Source organism: Pseudomonas sp. Tul2A7, assembly GCF_054790505.1.
Genome location: NZ_CP186499.1, coordinates 595,455 through 615,116 on the forward strand (window position 1 = coordinate 595,455; position 19,662 = coordinate 615,116).

14 protein-coding genes are annotated in these 19,662 nt (G+C 59.3%); 9 read left to right on the forward strand and 5 right to left on the reverse strand.

Annotated elements, in window-relative coordinates; translation table 11 throughout:
• The first annotated feature begins 64 nt into the window (after positions 1-64).
• Positions 65-2,911, forward strand: a complete 2,847-nt coding sequence (gene rapA / locus ACOYXJ_RS02810) for an RNA polymerase-associated protein RapA (RefSeq protein WP_095119185.1) — start codon at positions 65-67, stop codon at positions 2,909-2,911.
• A gap of 185 nt (positions 2,912-3,096) precedes the next feature.
• Here the strand turns inward: rapA and ACOYXJ_RS02815 are convergent, their stop codons facing one another.
• Positions 3,097-4,446: a spinster family MFS transporter gene (locus ACOYXJ_RS02815; RefSeq protein WP_460367781.1), complete on the reverse strand. Its 1,350-nt coding sequence runs from the start codon at positions 4,444-4,446 to the stop codon at positions 3,097-3,099.
• Between the two features lie 301 nt (positions 4,447-4,747).
• Between ACOYXJ_RS02815 and ACOYXJ_RS02820 the strand changes: the two genes are divergently transcribed.
• Positions 4,748-5,116 carry a YkgJ family cysteine cluster protein gene (locus ACOYXJ_RS02820; protein WP_007918504.1) on the forward strand — a complete coding sequence of 123 codons (369 nt, stop codon included), beginning with the start codon at positions 4,748-4,750 and terminating at the stop codon, positions 5,114-5,116.
• Positions 5,117-5,265: 149 nt separating this feature from the next.
• Positions 5,266-7,548 (forward strand): putative bifunctional diguanylate cyclase/phosphodiesterase, encoded by a 2,283-nt coding sequence (locus tag ACOYXJ_RS02825; RefSeq protein WP_460367783.1) that lies wholly within the window; start codon positions 5,266-5,268, stop codon positions 7,546-7,548.
• Here the strand turns inward: ACOYXJ_RS02825 and ACOYXJ_RS02830 are convergent.
• Positions 7,439-8,335: an NAD(P)-dependent oxidoreductase gene (locus tag ACOYXJ_RS02830; RefSeq protein WP_177413851.1), complete on the reverse strand. Its 897-nt coding sequence runs from the start codon at positions 8,333-8,335 to the stop codon at positions 7,439-7,441. The genes ACOYXJ_RS02825 and ACOYXJ_RS02830 overlap by 110 nt on opposite strands.
• Before the next feature lie 196 nt (positions 8,336-8,531).
• Between ACOYXJ_RS02830 and ACOYXJ_RS02835 the strand changes: the two genes are divergently transcribed.
• The gene (locus ACOYXJ_RS02835) at positions 8,532-10,730 is read left to right on the forward strand and encodes a hypothetical protein (protein ID WP_150792563.1); all 2,199 of its coding nucleotides are present in this window, start codon (positions 8,532-8,534) and stop codon (positions 10,728-10,730) included.
• A 232-nt stretch (positions 10,731-10,962) separates the two neighbouring features.
• On the opposite strand, the gene ACOYXJ_RS02840 is transcribed toward ACOYXJ_RS02835, so the two are convergent.
• Positions 10,963-11,283, reverse strand: a complete 321-nt coding sequence (locus tag ACOYXJ_RS02840) for a DUF2288 domain-containing protein (protein ID WP_150730966.1) — start codon at positions 11,281-11,283, stop codon at positions 10,963-10,965.
• 352 nt (positions 11,284-11,635) lie between these two features.
• Here ACOYXJ_RS02840 and ACOYXJ_RS02845 point away from each other — a divergent pair, with 352 nt between their 5' ends.
• The 5 genes from ACOYXJ_RS02845 (at position 11,636) to ACOYXJ_RS02865 (ending at position 16,637) form a co-directional block, all read left to right on the forward strand.
• Complete coding sequence (locus ACOYXJ_RS02845; protein WP_127926115.1) at positions 11,636-12,763, forward strand: branched-chain amino acid ABC transporter substrate-binding protein; 1,128 nt, start codon at positions 11,636-11,638, stop codon at positions 12,761-12,763.
• Positions 12,764-12,994: 231 nt separating this feature from the next.
• Positions 12,995-13,918, forward strand: a complete 924-nt coding sequence (livH, locus tag ACOYXJ_RS02850; RefSeq protein ID WP_007918526.1) for a high-affinity branched-chain amino acid ABC transporter permease LivH — start codon at positions 12,995-12,997, stop codon at positions 13,916-13,918.
• Positions 13,915-15,171, forward strand: a complete 1,257-nt coding sequence (locus ACOYXJ_RS02855; RefSeq protein ID WP_093438700.1) for a high-affinity branched-chain amino acid ABC transporter permease LivM — start codon at positions 13,915-13,917, stop codon at positions 15,169-15,171. Before livH ends, ACOYXJ_RS02855 begins: the two co-directional genes overlap by 4 nt.
• A complete protein-coding gene (gene livG / locus ACOYXJ_RS02860) occupies positions 15,168-15,935 on the forward strand; it encodes a high-affinity branched-chain amino acid ABC transporter ATP-binding protein LivG (protein WP_027621149.1) in 768 nt (255 codons plus the stop codon). Before ACOYXJ_RS02855 ends, livG begins: the two co-directional genes overlap by 4 nt.
• On the forward strand, positions 15,936-16,637 hold the full coding sequence (locus ACOYXJ_RS02865; protein ID WP_008082262.1) for an ABC transporter ATP-binding protein: 702 nt from the start codon (positions 15,936-15,938) through the stop codon (positions 16,635-16,637). It begins immediately after the preceding gene.
• Positions 16,638-16,825: 188 nt separating this feature from the next.
• Here the strand turns inward: ACOYXJ_RS02865 and ACOYXJ_RS02870 are convergent, their stop codons facing one another.
• Together ACOYXJ_RS02870 and ACOYXJ_RS02875 are read right to left on the reverse strand one after the other, a co-directional pair.
• Positions 16,826-18,061 (reverse strand): DUF2599 domain-containing protein, encoded by a 1,236-nt coding sequence (locus ACOYXJ_RS02870; RefSeq protein WP_110720210.1) that lies wholly within the window; start codon positions 18,059-18,061, stop codon positions 16,826-16,828.
• Positions 18,062-18,094: 33 nt separating this feature from the next.
• Positions 18,095-19,486 carry a DUF2599 domain-containing protein gene (locus ACOYXJ_RS02875; protein ID WP_460367787.1) on the reverse strand — a complete coding sequence of 464 codons (1,392 nt, stop codon included), beginning with the start codon at positions 19,484-19,486 and terminating at the stop codon, positions 18,095-18,097.
• Positions 19,487-19,662 lie beyond the last annotated feature (176 nt).

A 19,662-nucleotide genomic window follows, 5' to 3' on the forward strand; every position in this document is an offset into this window, starting at 1 on the left:
CTTTGGCCCTGAAGCCCTCATTCCGTTAAGATAGCCCGCTTTTTCAAGGTGGGAGTCAGGCAGCATGGCGCAGCAGTATCAACCGGGGCAACGCTGGATCAGTGACAGCGAAGCAGAGCTTGGTTTAGGCACCGTTCTGGCACAGGACGGCCGCTTGTTGACCGTGCTTTACCCGGCCACTGGCGAAACCCGCCAGTACGCGCTACGGAATGCGCCCCTGACCCGCGTGCGATTCTCGCCGGGCGACAGCATCACCCACTTCGAAGGCTGGAAGATGACCGTGCAGCAAGTCGACGACGTCGACGGGCTGATGGTCTATCACGGTCTCAATGGGCAGAACGAAGCCGTCACCCTGCCGGAAACCCAGCTGTCGAACTTCATTCAGTTCCGTCTGGCCAGCGACCGTCTGTTCGCCGGGCAAATCGACCCGCTGGCGTGGTTCTCACTGCGTTACAACACCCTCGAACACACCAGCCGCCAGCTGCAATCATCGCTCTGGGGCCTGGGTGGCGTGCGTGCGCAACCGATCGCGCACCAATTGCACATCGCCCGTGAAGTTGCCGACCGCATTGCGCCGCGCGTATTGCTGGCGGACGAAGTGGGTCTGGGTAAAACCATCGAAGCCGGTCTGGTGATCCATCGCCAACTGCTCTCGGGCCGCGCCAACCGCGTGCTGATCCTCGTCCCGGAAAACCTTCAGCACCAGTGGCTGGTGGAGATGCGTCGCCGCTTCAACCTGCAAGTCGCGCTGTTCGACGAAGAACGCTTCATCGAAAGCGATGCCGCCAACCCGTTCGAAGACACTCAACTGGCGCTGGTCGCGCTGGAGTGGCTGGTCGACGACGAGAAGGCGCAAGACGCACTGTTCGCTGCCGGCTGGGATCTGCTGGTGGTCGACGAAGCACATCACCTGGTCTGGCACGAAGAAAAAGCCAGCGCCGAATACTCGCTGGTCGAGCAACTCGCCGAAGTCATTCCGGGCGTGCTGCTGCTTACCGCCACCCCGGAACAACTCGGTCAGGACAGCCACTTCGCCCGCCTGCGCCTGCTCGATCCGAACCGTTTCCATGACCTGGCCGCCTTCCGCGCCGAGAGCGACAACTATCGCCCGGTGGCCGAAGCCGTTCAGGAACTGCTCGACAAGGGCCGTCTCTCGGCCAAAGCGCACAAAACCATTCAGGGTTTCCTCGGCAACGAAGGCGAAGCGCTGCTGACCGCGGTCAACGATGGCGACACTGAAGCCAGCGCCCGCCTCGTGCGTGAACTGCTCGATCGCCACGGCACCGGCCGCGTGCTGTTCCGTAACACCCGCGCCGCCGTGCAGGGTTTCCCGGAGCGCAAACTGCACCCATACCCGCTGCCGTGCCCGGACGAATACCTCGAACTGCCGCTGGGCGAACACGCCGAGCTGTACCCGGAAGTCAGCTTCCAGGCGCAACCGGACGCCAGTGAAGAAGAGCGCTGGTGGAAATTCGACCCACGCGTCGAGTGGCTGATCGATCAACTGAAAATGCTCAAGCGCACCAAAGTGCTGGTGATCTGTGCGCACGCCGAAACCGCGATGGACCTGGAAGACGCCCTGCGCGTGCGTTCCGGCATTCCGGCCACGGTGTTCCACGAAGGCATGAACATCCTTGAGCGTGACCGCGCCGCCGCGTACTTCGCCGACGAAGAATTCGGCGCACAAGTGCTGATCTGCTCGGAAATCGGCAGTGAAGGTCGCAACTTCCAGTTCGCTCACCACTTGGTGCTGTTCGATCTGCCGTCGCACCCGGACCTGCTCGAGCAGCGGATCGGTCGTCTCGACCGGATCGGCCAGAAACACATCATCGAACTGCACGTGCCGTACCTGGAAACCAGCCCGCAAGAACGCCTGTTCCAGTGGTACCACGAAGCGCTGAACGCGTTCCTCAACACCTGCCCGACCGGCAACGCCTTGCAGCACCAGTTCGGCCCGCGCCTGCTGCCGCTGCTCGAAGAAGCCGACGACAGCGAGTGGCAAGCGCTGATCGACGAAGCGCGCAGCGAGCGCGAGCGTCTCGAAGCCGAGCTGCACACCGGCCGTGACCGTTTGCTGGAGCTCAACTCCGGCGGCGCTGGCGAAGGTGAAGCGCTGGTCGAGGACATCCTTGAGCAAGACGATCAGTTCGCCCTGCCGATCTACATGGAAACCCTGTTCGACGCGTTCGGCATCGACAGCGAAGACCATTCGGAAAACGCCCTGATCCTCAAGCCGAGCGAGAAGATGCTCGACGCCAGCTTCCCGCTGGGCGACGACGAAGGCGTGACCATCACCTACGACCGCAATCAGGCGCTGTCGCGCGAAGACATGCAGTTCATCACCTGGGAACACCCGATGGTGCAGGGCGGCATGGATCTGGTGCTGTCCGGTTCGATGGGCAACACCGCCGTCGCGCTGATCAAGAACAAGGCGTTGAAACCGGGCACCGTACTGCTGGAATTGCTGTATGTCAGCGAAGTGGTGGCGCCGCGCTCGCTGCAACTGGGCCGTTACCTGCCGCCAGCCGCCCTGCGCTGCCTGCTCGACGCCAACGGCAACGATCTGTCGCCACGGGTATCGTTTGAAACGCTGAACGATCAGCTGGAAAGCGTGCCGCGTGCCAGCGCCAACAAGTTCATCCAGGCCCAGCGCGATCAGCTGACGCCACGGATCAACGCCGGTGAAGACAAGATCGCCCCGCGTCACGCCGAGCGCGTGGCCGAGGCCCGTCGCCGTCTGGCAGCCGACACCGACGAAGAACTGGCGCGCCTGACCGCGTTGCAAGCGGTCAACCCGACCGTGCGTGACAGTGAACTGGATGCGCTGCGCCAGCAGCGTGAGCAGGGTCTGGCCATGCTGGATAAAGCGGCGTTGCGTCTGGAAGCGATTCGGGTGTTGGTAGCGGGCTAAACCGCCCTGCTCCACCGCTGAAAACAAGAAGGCCCGCAGCGATGCGGGCCTTTTTTGTTGCCTGTGATTTAGATCGTTCCCACGCTCTGCGTGGGAATGCCTCAGGGGACGCTCCGCGTTCCAGCTCCGGAAAGGGACGCAGAGCGTCCCGGGCTGCGTTCCCACGCAGAGCGTGGGAACGATCATCATGCCGTCGCCGCAGCCACTTCTGGCTCAACCACCGCAACCAGCCCCTCCTTCATCCGCTGCGCATCCCGCACAAAACACCGCGCCGCCAGAAACAGAAAGACCATGGTCAAAAACAGCGCCACCGGAATCAAATACATCGCGTCATGCAGCCCAACGGCCTTGAACGCTTCGGTCATCTGCTCAGCCCCCGCCGCCGCCATCGCGGTATGCGCAAAATGATCCGACAAGCCCCCCACCACCACCGGCCCCAAACCACCACCGAGCAAATACAAACCGGCAAAAAACAACGCCATCGCCGTCGCCCGCAAACGTGGTTCGACCACATCCTGAATCGCCGTATAAACACAGGTGTAAAAGTTGTAGGCAAACAGCCAACCAACACTGAACACCGCGACAAACACACCAATCTCGATCCGCCCCGAATGCAACGCCCACGCCGTGCACAGCGTCGAAATAATCAGACTGAACGCGGCGAACAACAGCCGCCCGTTGGCCACGCGCTGGTGAATCTTGTCAGCAATCCAGCCACCCAGGGTCAAGCCGACCAACCCGGTCACGCCAACAATAACCCCGGTGGCCACCGCCGCTTCCTGCAACGGCATCAGGAAGTAGCGTTGCAGCATCGGCACCAGAAACGAGTTGCAGGCGTACGTCGCGAAGTTGAAACACAACCCGGCCATCACCAGCCAGAGAAAGGTCGGCACCGCCAGAATCCGGCGGATCGGCTTGTCGACTTTCTCTTGCGAGACCTGCACGGTTTCCGCTGCGCCGCGCTTCGGCTCTTTGATAAAAAACATGAAAATCGCCAGAAGCAGACCCGGCACCGCTGCAATAAAGAACGGCGCACGCCAGCTGTCGAAAGCCTTGACCATCCAGCCGATGGTGAAGAAAGCCAGCAACAGGCCCAGCGGCAGACCGAGCATGAAAATGCCCATCGCCCGCGCCCGACGATGCGCCGGAAACAAGTCACCGATCAATGAGTTGGCCGCCGGCGCATAACTGGCTTCGCCGATACCGATGCCCATGCGCACGATCAGAAAGCTCCAGAAACTGCCGACCAGACCGTTGACCGCCGTCAGCGCGCTCCACGTTGCCAGGCCCCAGCCCATCAGTTTGCTGCGCGAACCGGTATCGGCCATGCGCCCCAAGGGCAGGCCGGCAATGGCATAAACGATGGTGAATGCGGTGCCGACAATCCCCAATTGAAAGTCACTGAGGTGCCATTCCATACGGATTGGTTCGATGATGATCGCCGGAATGGTGCGGTCGAAGAAGTTGAACAGGTTGGCGAGGAACAGCAGGAACAGAATGCGCCAGGCATTCGCCGCTTGGGTCGAGTTCTGCATGGGTCCGTCTCTTTATTGTTATAGGGCTTCACTGCCAACGCATCCGAGCCCGGAACCTGCAATCTAGTCAGCCGCGCCGAGGCTGTCTGTGATCATTCGTCTGCCTGATATCGGCCCATGGCACTGTAACGAAACGTAAGCCCTTGATAAGCCTGCAATCCCCCGAAAACCGGGGCTTTTGCGGCAAAACCTTGCCACAAAAAAATAGTTTCGCGCCCCCCTTCCCAAGTCTGCGGCAAAGCCTAGAATGGCCGCCGGATCCGTCCGGATCTCCCGATCAATCCCTTTGATACCCTCGCCCATGTCTGAAGTCAGTCCGTGTCTGAATTGCGGTGCCTGCTGTTCCCATTTTCGCGTGTCTTTCTTTTGGGGTGAGTGCTCATCTTCCGGCGGCACGGTGCCTGATGAACTGGTCACACAGATCAGTCCCAGCCGCGTGGCGATGAACGGCACCGACTGCAAATCGCCGCGCTGCACAGCGTTGGTCGGCGAAGTGGGCAGCGAGGTGAAGTGCTCGATTTATGAATTGCGCTCCAGCCCCTGCCGTGAATTCGAATCGTCCTGGGAAAACGGCGAACAGAATGTCGATTGCGATAAGGCCCGCGCGCGTTTCGGCTTGCCGCCGCTGCAACCGGACTGGGCGCAAATCCCTTTCGAACAGATCGCTTGAGCCTTTAGCGCCAATCGCTATGACGCTAATGCCGAAATCATTAGCGCCAATGTGCCACTACCGCTTGCACCCCGAAATCGGCCTCTATACTCCTGACATTCAACTGCGTTCAACGCGCACTCGGGACGACTTCAGAGACGGGGCATGCTATGGAGTGGCTTGGTTTGCAGTTTGTTACCGAGCTGCCGGAGAGCGGGCAGGTCATCCTCAATTGCAGTCACAACCCTCTTCTGGTGATGGTTGCGTATCTGGTCGCCTGCGCAGCCAGTTTCGCCACTCTGGATATGGCTGAGCGCGTTGTAAATGCCGAAGATCCGGGGTCGCGGCGGATCTGGCGCTGGATCGGCGCGACCTGCCTGGCCGGCGGCATCTGGGCCATGCATTTCATCGGCATGCTGGCTTTCCAGACACCGATCGACATTCAGTACGACCTTGGCATCACCCTTTTCTCGTTGCTGATCGCCCTGCTCGCCTCTTGGCTGGCCATGCAAACCCTTAGCGAAGCGCAGCCGAGTGCATTGCATTGCTTGAAAACCGCGTTTGTCATCGGCCTGGGCATCGCCGGCATGCATTACGTTGGCATGGCGGCGATGAAGTCGAGCGCCACCGCCTACTATCATCCAGGACTGTTCGCGGTGTCTGTGGCGATCGCCATCGGCGCCAGTTTCGCAGCGCTGTGGGTGGCCCGCTATCTCAGCGCAGGCAGCGGCGTGGCGCATCAGTTGCTCAAGTACAGCGCTGCGCTGATTCTCGGCGCCGGCATCATCAGCATGCATTTCACCGGCATGGCTGCGCTGGATCTGGTTCTTCCCGAGGGAGGCCTGACAGCGAGCGGCGGCGATAACGGGCATCTGCAACTGGGCCTGACCGTGGCGCTGATCATCCTGCTGATCCTTGGCAGTGCGATCAGTGCGGCGCTGGCCGATAAAAAACTGCAGAACAAGGAAGAAGACCTGCGCCGCGTCAACGCCCTGCTCAGCCAACTCGATCAGGCGCGCATGTCGCTGCAACAAGCGGCCAACTACGACGCCCTGACCAACCTGATCAACCGGCGCGGGTTCAACCAGATCTTCGCCGAGAAACTCTGCCAGAAAGCCGCCGAGGGTGGCATGCTCGCGGTGATGTTTCTCGACATCGACCACTTCAAGCGGATCAACGACAGCCTCGGTCACGACGCTGGTGACGAACTGCTCAAGGTGATCGCCCAGCACATCAAAGGCTCGGTGCGCAGCCATGAAGACGTGGTCGCGCGTTTCGGCGGCGACGAGTTCTGCATCCTCATCAACCTGCGTGAGCGCGAAGAAGCCCGCAATATGGCGCAGCGCATCATGCTCAAGATGAAGGAGCCGATCGAACTGGCCGGACGTCGCATGGTGATGACCACCAGCATCGGCATCAGTCTGTTTCCGGAGGACGGCACCACCTGCGAGGAGCTGCTCAAACACGCCGATCTGGCGCTGTATCAATCCAAAGGCGCGGGGCGCAACGGCCTGCACTTTTTCAGTTCCAACCTCAAGACCCGCGCAAGTTTCGAGCTGCAACTGGAAGAAGAATTGCGCCACGCCTTGCGCGAAGAAAACGGCCTGACGCTCTATTACCAACCGATCTTCGAACTGAAGACCGGTCGCGTCACCAAGCTCGAAGCGCTGATCCGCTGGCAACATCCGCTGCACGGTTTGCTGACCCCGGATCGCTTTATCTCCATCGCCGAAAACAACGGCCTGATTGCCGAACTGGACAACTGGGTGCTGCGCCGCGCCTGCAAGGATCTGGGCGAATTGTCGCGGCATGGCTGCGAAGAACTGAAAATCGCCTGGAACTGCTCGCCACTCAACCTCACCCGAGATGAACTGGCCAACGAAATCGAACAGGCATTGCGCAGCGCCGGGGTGGCGCCGGAACGGCTGGAACTGGAAGTCACCGAAAATGCGCTGATGGGCAACATTGCCAACACCCTGGTGCTGCTGCGACAGATTCGTGCGCTCGGTGTGTCGCTGTCGATCGACGACTTCGGCACCGGCTACTCGTCGCTGGCCTACCTCAAGCGCCTGCCGCTCAACACCCTGAAGATCGACCGCTCGTTCATCCTCGACATTCCCACGGCAACCGCCGACATGGAGATCGTCCAGGCGATCATCGTCATGGCCCACACCCTGCATTTGCAAGTGGTGACCGAAGGCGTGGAAAGCCTGGAGCAGTACGAATTCCTTGAACGCTCGGGCTGCGATTTCATTCAGGGTTACCTGCTCAGCCGTCCGGTGCCGCTGGACGAATTGCGTCCGGTGCTGGAAGAAATCAATCAGCGCAAACATTCACACGCGGTCAATCCGTTGATTCTGGCGCGCGGTACATTTGCACCAGTGTCGCTGGATCCTGCGCCAAAAAGCCCTGCGCCCCATGCAGGCGCATCAGTTGTGCGGCCAATCCGCTGATCGGTGTCGCCGAGCCCTGTTCGCGGGAGAATTTGACGGCGGTGTCGAGATCCTTGAGCAGCGTGCGCACGTGCCATTTGATCGGTTCGAAACGGCTTTCGGCCATTTGCGGGGCGAGGATCTGCAATGGTTTCGAATCGGCAAAACCGCCGGCCAGCGCCTCGGCGATCAGGCTCGCATCGACCCCGGCCTGCTCCGCCAGCGCCACCACTTCGGCAATCACCAGCGCGTTGCAGGCGACAATCATCTGGTTGCAGGCCTTGGTGACTTGCCCCGCGCCTATGCCGCCCATGTGCGTGACGCGTTGACCGAGGTTGAGCAGCACCGCACGTACACGCTGAAGATCTGCCGCTTCGCCGCCGACCATGATCGCCAGACTGCCCGCCTCGGCACCGACCACGCCGCCGGACACCGGTGAGTCCAGCCAGGCCATGCCGGTTTTCTCCGCAAGAGTCGCCGCCATTTCGCGAGTGGCCGTCGGTTCAAGGCTGGAAAAATCCACCAGCAACTGGCCGCTTTTCGCCCCTTCGGCGATACCGCCCGCGCCAAACACCACCTCGCGAACCACCGCCGTATCGGCCAGACACAACATCACCACGTCGGCGTATTCGCACAATTCAGCAGCGGTCGCCACCTGCCGGGCACCGGCCTCGACCAGTGGCGCGCACTTGGCCGGGTTGCGATTCCACACGGTCAGCGGGTAACCCGCGGCCAACAAACGGCGGCACATGGGCAGGCCCATCAGACCGATTCCGGCGAACCCCAACGAAGGTAGCGTTGACATCATTTTGCCTCTTTTCCATTAAAGATCGCCGAATAATGGCCGATTCATCAACGATCAGGAAAGGATTCCCCCCAGCGACAGTCAGGCCAAAAACCTGATGCTCGGGCTCAATTCGCGCAAATAAAAGACGCGAGATCTTATTCCGTGAGGTTCGCCGGCATTGGCCAGCGAGCCAACCAGTCCAGGTATATGGCGCACAATGACTTCTAAAAATAATCCCGCCACTGCGGTAGCCGATCTGACTTTGAGCCCCGCCGCCAACAGCCCGTCATCGTCAAAGCCATTGGTCCCGTCGCGCCCGCTGTCGACTCAGCAATACCTGTACTTCACCGAAACCAATACCGACCGCATCCTCGACAACCTCGACGGCCTGCGTGATCTGGTGTTCCCGCGCCCACCGCACCTGGAAGGTGACAACGAACAGCACAACGACCAGGAATTCCCCTCGGTGTGCCTGATCGGCCTCGGTCGCTGCGGCTCAAACATCGCGCTCGATGTCGCGGAGCTGGTGTACAACGCGCGCAAGTTCTACCTCAACGAATTCAACAACGAAGACCGCGCGGCGGATCGCCGACTGGCCGACAAGGGCTACAGCCCGGCGCAGTGGATCAAGAACAACCTGCGCATCGGCCCGAACAAATCGACCAAACCGGTGTTTCTGGTCGAACCGCTGGTGATGCTCGGCGACCTCGACAAGGACATCGCCGGGCGTATCCGTTTCTCGCGCAAAGGCGAGAAAAGCGGCTTCCTGCGCGACTACAGCAAAATGAAGATCATGGACTTGTCCGAAGTCCACGCCGGTGGCGCCGGTAACGCGCCGATCCTCGGCCAGTACCTGGCGAAGATCATCCTCAACAAGGACACCCAGCGCTTCTCCAGCCCTGACTGGAAAATGATCCATTCGTACCTGATCGACAGCTGCGGCATCAAGGCCAACCAGTCGCGCCTGTACTTCTCGATCTTCAGTGCCGGCGGCGGTACCGGTTCCGGCATGGCTTCGGAATTCGGTCTGGCCCAGCAGCACTCGTACATGAACAAGACGTTCGACACCAAGCCGATGGACGAGCATGACGGCAAGAGCGGTCATTCGTTCGTGTTCGAACCGATCTTCACCAGCGGCATCTGCGTGCTGCCGAACATTTCCGACCACCGCAGCGAAATGTCCGAGGCGCTGCACATCAACGCCGGTCGCCTGCTGTGCAAATACCTCTCGGAAGAATGGGATTTCTCCTACAACTTCGCCAATGAAGACAGCAGCGAAGCCAGCGTCATGGGCCGTATCCGCCCATGGAACGCGATGATGCTGATCTCCAACGACATCATGCGTTACGCCGAAGAAAGCGATGACGGCAACATCCAGAACATTGATGTCAATGCGATGGAGAAGCACGCCAACCAGTACATCTCGCAGCAGATCTTCAACATTCTGACGGCGCAGGCAGTCACCACCGACTACGACCAGAACTACTTCCGCCGCGCCGGCATCGACATCGGCGAAACCATTCGCCTCGACGCCAACGACTTGTTCATGAGCCTGGCCGGCCCGGTGGCGATCGCCTACGCCGAGTCGGTGGTGCCGGAAACGCCGCCGCCGAGCAGCGACAAATTCAAGGTGTTCGATAAAGAGCCGCAGCGCCTGAACATCGACGATCTGTTCTTCCGCTCGATCGACCTGCCGCACTTCAACAAGGTCACGCAGGCCATCGAAGGCATCAGCCTGTTGCCGATCGAATCCAAGCGTTATCGCGCATCGCTGGAGCAGTACAAGAATTCCGGTTACGACGCCGCCGCGCTGCACGACCTGCACTTCTTCAAGAACTGCTCGTCGGTGGTTTCGATCGTTTCGCTGCCGAAAGACTACAAACTGTCGTACATGGACCTGAACCGGTTGAAGACCCACCTCAACAGCCTGTTCCCCAACACCACGCTCAAGCGTTACGCACTGGTAATCGGCGCCTCGGCCAACCTGTCGCTGACCACGCTGATTGCGAAGAGCCCGTGCCTGTCGGACGACTTCCTGACCCTGATCGTCGCGTTCATCAAGCGCTGCTTCGCGAAGAACCCGTACCGTTTTGACGAGACCCTGGACAACTCGATCCTTGATTTCATTATTAACGAGGAGTTCGACGAAGACCGTATCGACGACCTGCTCAACGAGTTCGAGAACCCGGCGAAGATCCTCGACACCAACTGGTACGCGATCAAACCGATGTACGAGAAGAAGTACCGCGAGCTGATCAACGACAAAGAGAAGTTTGTCTCGATCAATGACATTCGTTTGTCGCGCGATTGTGTGAAGAAGTCGATCAAGTACTTGCGCGAGATTTATCGTCACCGGATTGGCAAGACCAAGGTTATTTCGCTGAACAACCATACCGGCAAGTCGTTTTCGGTCTGATCCGCAACCGAGTCGCCCCATTCGCGAGCAGGCTCGCTCCCACGATCGTTCCCACGCTCCGCGTGGGAACGATCATATCCAGAAACAATTAAGCAGCCGTTAGGCTGCTTACTAAACTGTTCCCGTTACGTTTACGTCACCGTGAGGCCACCATCGCTTGTGGTGTTTCTCTACGGCAACGTGCCATCACGCTACTCCGCTACACACTTTTCGCTGATGACCGGCCGCACCATCAAGGTGCAACGCCGGCAGCGACTGCCCTTTCCTGAACCAGAATCCACGGACGAACGACCACTGCCCACATCTCGGGATCGCGTTCAAAAAGATCCAGCGCCCGCGTTTCAGACAGCTTGGCGAGTTTGTCTTCGGCCAGCCAGGCAGCCACTTTCTCGCCGTCATCGGACGCCACGGCCTCGGCAGCGGCGATCAAATCGAGCGCAGGGTCGACCCACAATAGGGCACCCTTGGCAAAGAACGGCTCCAACTCTTTCCAGGTAATAGATGCGGTTTCACCAAGCAGCTTGGCATAGAGGGTGCTAGGTTCTTGATTCATGGGTGCTGTCCGGAAAAGAAATTGACGCGAATGATAACGTCGGTGGTCCGCCAGAAAAACCCGGTTGCAAAAGGCTGCACCGAACGAAAAGAGCAGGAACGCCAAGGAATGCTGATGATTGGGCTATATGCCCACGAACGCCCCGCCGCGATTCTGTCTTTTTCATTCAAAAATGCGACACCCCCAGGTTTTGCCCCTCGGCGCCCGCTTCCCAGGCTGACAACCGGCGCTCTACACTGTACCGGTACAGTTGCCGGGGGCATTTCCGGAGGGTATCGCAAAGATATCTGACCCGGTTCTGCTGCTACGGCGCCAGAACTCAAAAAAATTACAACAGTAAGAGTGGAGCACTATGACTAAGGCTACTAAGCAGATTTCCAAACTGTTTGCCGCTATGGTTCTGGCCGGGGTTGCCAGCCATTCGTTCGCAGCTGACACCATCAAAATCGGTATCGCCGGTCCTAAGACCGGTCCAGTAGCCCAGTACGGCGACATGCAGTTCAGCGGCGCAAAAATGGCCATTGAGCAAATCAACGCCAAGGGCGGCGTCGACGGCAAGAAACTCGAAGCCGTTGAATACGACGATGCCTGCGATCCAAAACAAGCCGTAGCCGTTGCGAACAAAGTCGTCAACGACGGCGTCAAGTTCGTGGTCGGTCACCTGTGCTCCAGCTCCACTCAACCGGCTTCGGACATCTACGAAGACGAAGGCGTGATCATGATCACCCCGGCTGCCACCAGCCCGGACATCACCGCCCGTGGTTACAAAATGATCTTCCGTACTATTGGTCTCGACAGCGCCCAGGGCCCTGCCGCCGGTAACTACATTGCCGATCACGTCAAACCGAAAATCGTCGGCGTACTGCACGACAAACAGCAGTACGGTGAAGGCATCGCCACCGCGGTGAAATCGACTCTCGAGAAGAAAGGCACCAAGGTTGCCGTGTTCGAAGGCGTCAACGCCGGCGATAAAGACTTCTCGGCGATCATCGCCAAACTCAAACAAGCCAACGTCGACTTCGTTTACTACGGCGGCTACCACCCGGAGCTGGGTCTGATCCTGCGTCAGGCACAGGAAAAAGGCCTGAAAGCCAAGTTCATGGGTCCGGAAGGCGTGGGTAACGACTCGATCACTCAGATCGCCAAGGACGCAGCCGAAGGCCTGCTGGTGACCCTGCCGAAATCCTTCGACCAGGATCCAGCCAACATCGCCCTGGCCGATGCATTCAAGGCGAAGAAAGAAGATCCGAGCGGTCCGTTCGTGTTCCCGTCCTACTCGGCGGTTGAAGTGATTGCCGAAGGCATCAAGGCAGCCAAGTCCGAAGACGCGAGCAAAGTGGCTGAAGCCATTCACGCCGGTACCTTCAAGACCCCGACTGGCGACCTGAGCTTCGACGCCAAGGGCGACCTGAAAGACTTCAAATTCGTGGTTTACGAGTGGCACAACGGCAAACCTAAAACTGAAGTTTCGCCTCAGTAAGGCGCTGCCTGACTGACTGCCAATAAAGCCCACGGCGTGCCGTGGGCTTTGTTTTACGAATGTATTGGGCCGCGCTGGCGTGATCCGCCAGTCTCCCCACCTGAAAATCTCAAAACCGTCATCAGCGGTTCGCTGGCAAAACCCGGATTCGAAGTGGATAAAGATCCACGGGGCCGGGCGGGAAAATGACTCCACCAGTGAAATGCGTATCAGGTTTTTAGGAGCGCTGTAATGCCTGACATCTATCACTTCTTCCAACAGCTGGTTAACGGCCTGAACGTTGGCAGCATGTATGCCTTGATCGCCATCGGCTACACGATGGTCTACGGCATCATTGGAATGATCAACTTCGCCCACGGCGAGGTGTACATGATCGGCTCTTACGTGGCGTTCATCGCCATCGCCGGGTTGACCATGATGGGACTCGACAGTGTCCCGCTGTTGATGACGGCGGCGTTCATCGCCAGCATCGTCGTCACCAGTTCCTACGGTTACAGCATCGAACGCATTGCCTACCGCCCCCTGCGCGGCAGCAACCGTCTGATCCCGCTGATTTCCGCGATCGGTATGTCGATCTTCCTGCAGAACACGGTTCTGCTGGCGCAAGACTCCAAGGACAAAGCTATCCCCAACCTGATTCCGGGCAACATTGCCTTCGGTCCAGGTGGCGCACAAGAAGTGCTGATTTCCTACATGCAAATCGTGGTGTTCGTGGTGACCCTGATCGCCATGCTCGGCCTGACGCTGTTCATCTCCCGCTCTCGCCTGGGTCGCGCCTGCCGCGCCTGCGCCGAAGACATCAAGATGGCCAACCTGCTCGGCATCAACACCAACAACATCATCGCCCTGACCTTCGTCATTGGTGCCGCGCTGGCAGCCGTTGCGGCTGTGCTGTTGAGCATGCAATACGGGGTGATCAACCCGAACGCCGGTTTCCTCGTCGGCCTCAAAGCCTTCACCGCAGCAGTACTCGGCGGCATCGGCAGCATCCCCGGCGCCATGCTCGGCGGGCTGGTGCTTGGGGTGGCGGAAGCCTTTGGTGCCGATATCTTCGGCGACCAGTACAAGGATGTCGTGGCTTTCGGCTTGTTGGTTCTGGTGCTGTTGTTCCGTCCGACCGGCATTCTGGGCCGTCCGGAGGTTGAGAAAGTATGACTAGGAATCTTAAACAGGCACTGTTCAGTGCCTTGCTGGTGTGGGCCGTGGCCTACCCGGTACTCGGTTTGAAACTGACCATCGTCGGCATCAACCTGGAAGTGCACAACACCAGCCCGGCCGTGCTGGCGACCATCGCCATCTGCTCGGTGCTGATGTTCCTGCGCGTGCTGTTCAATCAGCAGATCAGCAAAGCCTGGCGCTCGTCGCCGGGCCTGCCGCTGATTCCGGCCAAGGCGAGCAACTTCCTCACCCTGCCGACCACTCAGCGCTATTTCATCATTGCGCTGATCCTGGTGGCGCTGGTGTGGCCGTTCTTCGGCTCCCGTGGCGCGGTGGATATCGCGACGCTGATCCTGATCTACGTGATGCTCGGCCTCGGTCTGAACATCGTCGTCGGTCTGGCCGGTCTGCTCGACCTCGGTTACGTCGGTTTCTACGCCGTCGGCGCCTACAGCTACGCGCTGCTGTCGCACTACTACGGCCTGAGCTTCTGGATCTGCCTGCCGATTGCCGGCCTGATGGCGGCGACGTTCGGCTTCCTGCTGGGCTTCCCGGTGCTGCGTTTGCGCGGTGACTATCTGGCGATCGTGACCCTTGGTTTCGGTGAGATCATCCGTCTGTTCCTGCGTAACCTGACCGACATCACCGGTGGCCCGAACGGCATCAGCAACATCGAGAAACCGACGTTCTTCGGTCTGACCTTCGAACGTAAAGCCGCGGAAGGCATGCAAACCTTCCACGAGTATTTCGGCCTGCAATACAACTCGATCAACAAGGTGATTTTCCTCTACCTGGTGGCCCTGTTGCTGGCGCTGGCGGCACTGTTCGTTATCAACCGCCTGCTGCGCATGCCGATCGGCCGTGCGTGGGAAGCGCTGCGTGAAGATGAAATCGCTTGCCGTGCACTGGGTCTGAATCCAACGATCATCAAGCTCTCCGCGTTCACTCTCGGCGCTGCATTCGCCGGTTTCGCCGGTAGCTTCTTCGCTGCGCGTCAGGGTCTGGTGACGCCGGAGTCGTTCACCTTCATCGAGTCGGCGATCATCCTCGCCATCGTTGTGTTGGGTGGCATGGGCTCGCAGTTGGGTGTGATTCTGGCCGCCGTGGTAATGATCCTGTTGCCGGAAATGATGCGTGAGTTCAGCGAGTACCGCATGTTGATGTTCGGTGCCCTGATGGTGTTGATGATGATCTGGCGTCCACAAGGTCTGCTGCCGATGCAACGCCCACACATGGAGTTGCGAAAATGAGCCGCGAGATCTTGAAAGTTGAGAACCTGAGCATGCGCTTCGGCGGTTTGCTCGCGGTCAACGGTGTGGCCCTGACCGTCAAAGAGAAACAGGTGGTTGCATTGATCGGGCCGAACGGCGCGGGCAAGACCACCGTGTTCAACTGCCTGACCGGTTTCTACAAGCCATCTGGCGGCAGCATCCTGCTGGACGGCGAGCCGATTCAGGGCCTGCCGGGCCACAAGATCGCCCTCAAAGGCGTGGTGCGTACCTTCCAGAACGTGCGCCTGTTCAAGGACATGACGGCGGTCGAGAACCTGTTGATCGCCCAGCACCGTCACTTGAACACCAACTTCCTGTCCGGTCTGTTCAAGACCCCGGCGTTTCGCAAAAGCGAGCGCGAGGCCATGGAGTTCGCCGAGTACTGGCTGGAAAAGGTCAACCTCAAAGAGTTCGCCAACCGTACCGCCGGCACCTTGGCCTACGGTCAGCAACGGCGTCTGGAAATCGCCCGCTGCATGATGACCCGTCCGCGGATCCTCATGCTCGACGAACCGGCGGCCGGTCTGAACCCGAAAGAAACCGAAGACCTCAAGGCGCTGATCAGCGTGCTGCGTGAAGAGCACAACGTCACCGTGCTGCTGATCGAACACGACATGAAACTGGTCATGAGCATTTCCGACCACATCGTCGTGATCAACCAGGGCACGCCTCTGGCTGACGGCACGCCGGAACAGATCCGCGACAATCCTGAAGTGATCAAAGCCTACCTGGGGGAAGCGTAAATGCTGCAGTTCGAAAACGTTTCCACCTTCTACGGCAAGATCCAGGCCCTGCACAGCGTCAACGTCGAAGTCCGTCAGGGCGAGATCGTGACCCTGATCGGTGCCAACGGTGCCGGCAAGTCGACGCTGCTGATGACGCTTTGCGGTTCGCCGCAAGCGCACAGCGGCAGCATCCGCTACATGGGTGAGGAACTGGTCGGCCAGGACTCGTCGCAGATCATGCGCAAGAGCATCGCGGTGGTGCCGGAAGGTCGTCGGGTGTTTGCCCGTCTGACCGTTGAAGAAAACCTCTCCATGGGCGGCTTCTTCACCGACAAGGGCGACTATCAGGAGCAAATGGACAAGGTCCTCGGCCTGTTCCCGCGCCTGAAAGAACGCTTCAACCAGCGCGGCGGCACCATGTCCGGCGGCGAACAGCAAATGCTCGCCATCGGCCGGGCGTTGATGAGCAAGCCGAAACTGCTGCTGCTCGACGAGCCGTCGCTGGGCCTGGCACCGATCATCATCCAGCAGATTTTCGACATCATCGAAATGCTGCGCAAGGACGGTGTGACCGTGTTCCTGGTCGAGCAGAACGCCAACCAGGCGCTGAAAATCGCTGACCGCGCCTACGTTCTGGAGAACGGCCGCGTGGTCATGCAAGGCACTGGTGAAGCACTGCTGACCGACCCGAAAGTACGCGAGGCGTATCTCGGCGGTTGATACATGTCGCCCAACAGAAAAACGGCCTTCGGGCCGTTTTTTTTCCTCTGCCAATCCTGAATTCAACACAAATCCCCTGTGGGAGCGAGCCTGCTCGCGAGGAGGGGGTATCAGTCAGCACATTTACTGAATGACACACCGCTTTCGCGAGCAGGCTTGCTCCCACAGGGAAGAGTTGTAGCAACCGCTTAGTACGGATTGCAGTGTTGGGCTACCGCTGTAGCCTGATCGACATAAGGCCGTGCCGGCTCAAGGTTCCACTCAGGCTTGTTCCTGACAGGTTTGCCCTCGTAGGTGGCCGCCAGATGGCAGACCATCTGCCGACGCAACGACCCACCATTGATGCTGTACTGCCGCCACTGCTGATCGTCTTTGTGCTTGTTGTACAACTCGGCAAACATCCGGTCGGTCTGGTCGTCCTTGATCGCGCGGCCGCATGCAGTCGGCACCACCGAGAGCGACCAGGTGTTCGGCCCCAGTTTCGGATCGGGCCGTTGTACCCAGGTGCTCGACTCGATGTACTTCTCACAGAACTGCGTTGGCGCCGGTGCGCTTTGCACGCACGAGAACGTGGCCTTGGCGGTCGGGGTTCGCGGGAAATCGATCTTGATGATATTGCGGTCCTTGCCGGTCTTGGCCTTGTAGTCGCGCTGATTGGCCAAGGCGTCGTTCAAGCCGCGCTGATCGCTGTAGAAAAACGCCAGAACTGGCAGCTCGTCGGTCTTCGGGTTGCCTAGACGCAGTTCGGTCTGGGTTTGAAACTCGCGACTGTTGATGACTTTGCGCGCGCCCATGAAGTTGCGAAAGGCGTCGACCCGCTCCTTGCTGCTCATCGGATTGCGCATATTGAAGCCGCACTGCAACTGGTCCTGTTGCCGATTGTTGTTGTACTGGGTGAAGTGCGCGACCCAGGCATTCGGATTGCTGATCGGCGGTTTCATGGCTTGGCAAACCGCTTCTGAAGCCGTGGTGTTTTTGTTGTCGCCGCACCCCCGGTCATTGCGATAGTCGGTCCAGGCGTCATTGGGAAAGGCGCAGTACACGTGCACCGGCGTCTCGGGGTCGCGAATCAGATCCCTTGGCGTAATGAGGTAGCCATTCTGCGTGCTCATGCCGGGGTCTTCATAGCTGATGCCATCGGCGCGCATATACGAGGCGGCAAACGTTCCCAGCTCCACAGCTTTCGGGCTGGGATTCCACACATCCCATTTTTGCCCCTTCGCCGGGTCCGCCCGATGCGTGCCGCGCACCAGCAACCCGGAACAGTCTGACGCGGGGTCCTGCCCGCAACTGTCGACGGTCTTGTTGTACAACGTTTCAACCTTTTTCAGCGTCTCGTCGCATGACTCGGCACTGGCCCAGGTCGCCTGAACCAGCAGTGGCAACATCAAAAATGGCGTGATCCTGTTCAAACATTTTTTCATGGCTTGCATCTCCTTGATTAGCCAAACACATCTTCAACGCGGGACCGGATTGCACCCCGCTGCCCGAGTCTCGCTGTCCGACAACGCCGGGCGAAACGGCTCGAGATTCCACGGCGTCTTGGCGCGGTAATTGACCAGGACACAGCCCAATTGCTGACGCATGCTGCCAACGGATCTTTCGTTATCGCGCCAGTTGCTATCGGCCCCTTTGAGGGCGAACAACTGGTCGTACAAAACCCCGAGTTGCTCGTTGGGCAAGGCACGGCCTGCCGCTGTGGGCACCACACTCAAGCTCCACTCATCCTTGCGCGTGCCCGGGTCGTAACGCTTGATCCAATTGGCCGAGGCGATGTAGTCGGGCGCAGGCGCAGCGGGGCTCGGCTGCACGCCGCCAACCACTATCGGCTCGATCGCCTGATCAGCGGCGACATAACTGAAGCGCTGCTCGGGCGGCTTGGTGAAATCCAGCCGCAGGATCGGCACGCTGTAGCCTTGGGCGTGGAGTTTCTTCTGAAAGTTGCGCGCGCTGTTGAGGCCATTTTCCGGTTTCGGTGGCGCCTGATCACCGCGCGTGGCGAAGTTCTGCGTGCTGTTGACGTTGTAGATAAAAGCATCGATGTACTTCATGTTTACACTGCCATCGTTGGTCGTCGTGGCGTTCTTCAACATGAATTCATTGACTTGGGCACTGAAGGCAAAAGGGTCCTTGTTGGTGGTGTTCGGCCGTGACTCGTGAACCCGGATCATCGCTTTCCAGTCGCTGGGTTTTTCCGCGTTCCATGAACACTGACCATATTGGATCGGGCCCTTCATCAACCCGGTGTATTTCTGCGTCCACTGCTCGGCGGTGCTGACTCCGGCTTCAGCGCAGGTGCCATAGGCCAGTGCGGCATTGCGATTGTTCATCGCGCCTTGAGCGGCGCGTGGCGGCTCACGGCTGTCGAAAAAGCCGCAGCCATACCACTTGCGCTCAGGCCCGGTGCCGCCGTCGAATGCGTAGATGCAGGTGAATCCCTGCTCCTTGACCGGCAGCTTCAGAGCCGCCGCATCGGTGGGCGTGCGCAGAATGAAACCGGCCGGGTGAATAAGAATTCGCGTGCTCAGATCCTTGCGGATCCACGAGTAGGAAGTCGCGCCGATCTTGATCGCGTAAGGGCTGTAATCCCAGGGATTGAAGGGCCCGTCGTTGACCATGCGCAAGGTCACACCGCTGCAATAGTAGAGGCCGCGTGCAGCACCCGTGTCGGGTTCCTGGCAGGCGTCCTTGAGGGTGTTGTAGTTGAGGTTGATGCGTTTGAGGGTGTCCTGCGGATCGGAAACTGTCTGGGCAGACGCCGAACTGAACCACAAGGGGAATGCGCAAGCCAGAACAAAAAATGAAAACCGGCGCGATAGCACAGGTGAATCCGAGCGATCCTTTTTCATGAGATACCGTCCTGGTAAATCGACCCGGGCAAAGAGGGCCTTCGAGTTGACTATAGAACACGCATGACAGGGTGGAAAAAACCGGTGAGGTGGATTCCCCCAGGGTTTTGCATTTTTTCTGAAAAATTTCGGCTCGGCTGTAACGCATCGCCATGAGCTTTCTCTAGAGGGACAAG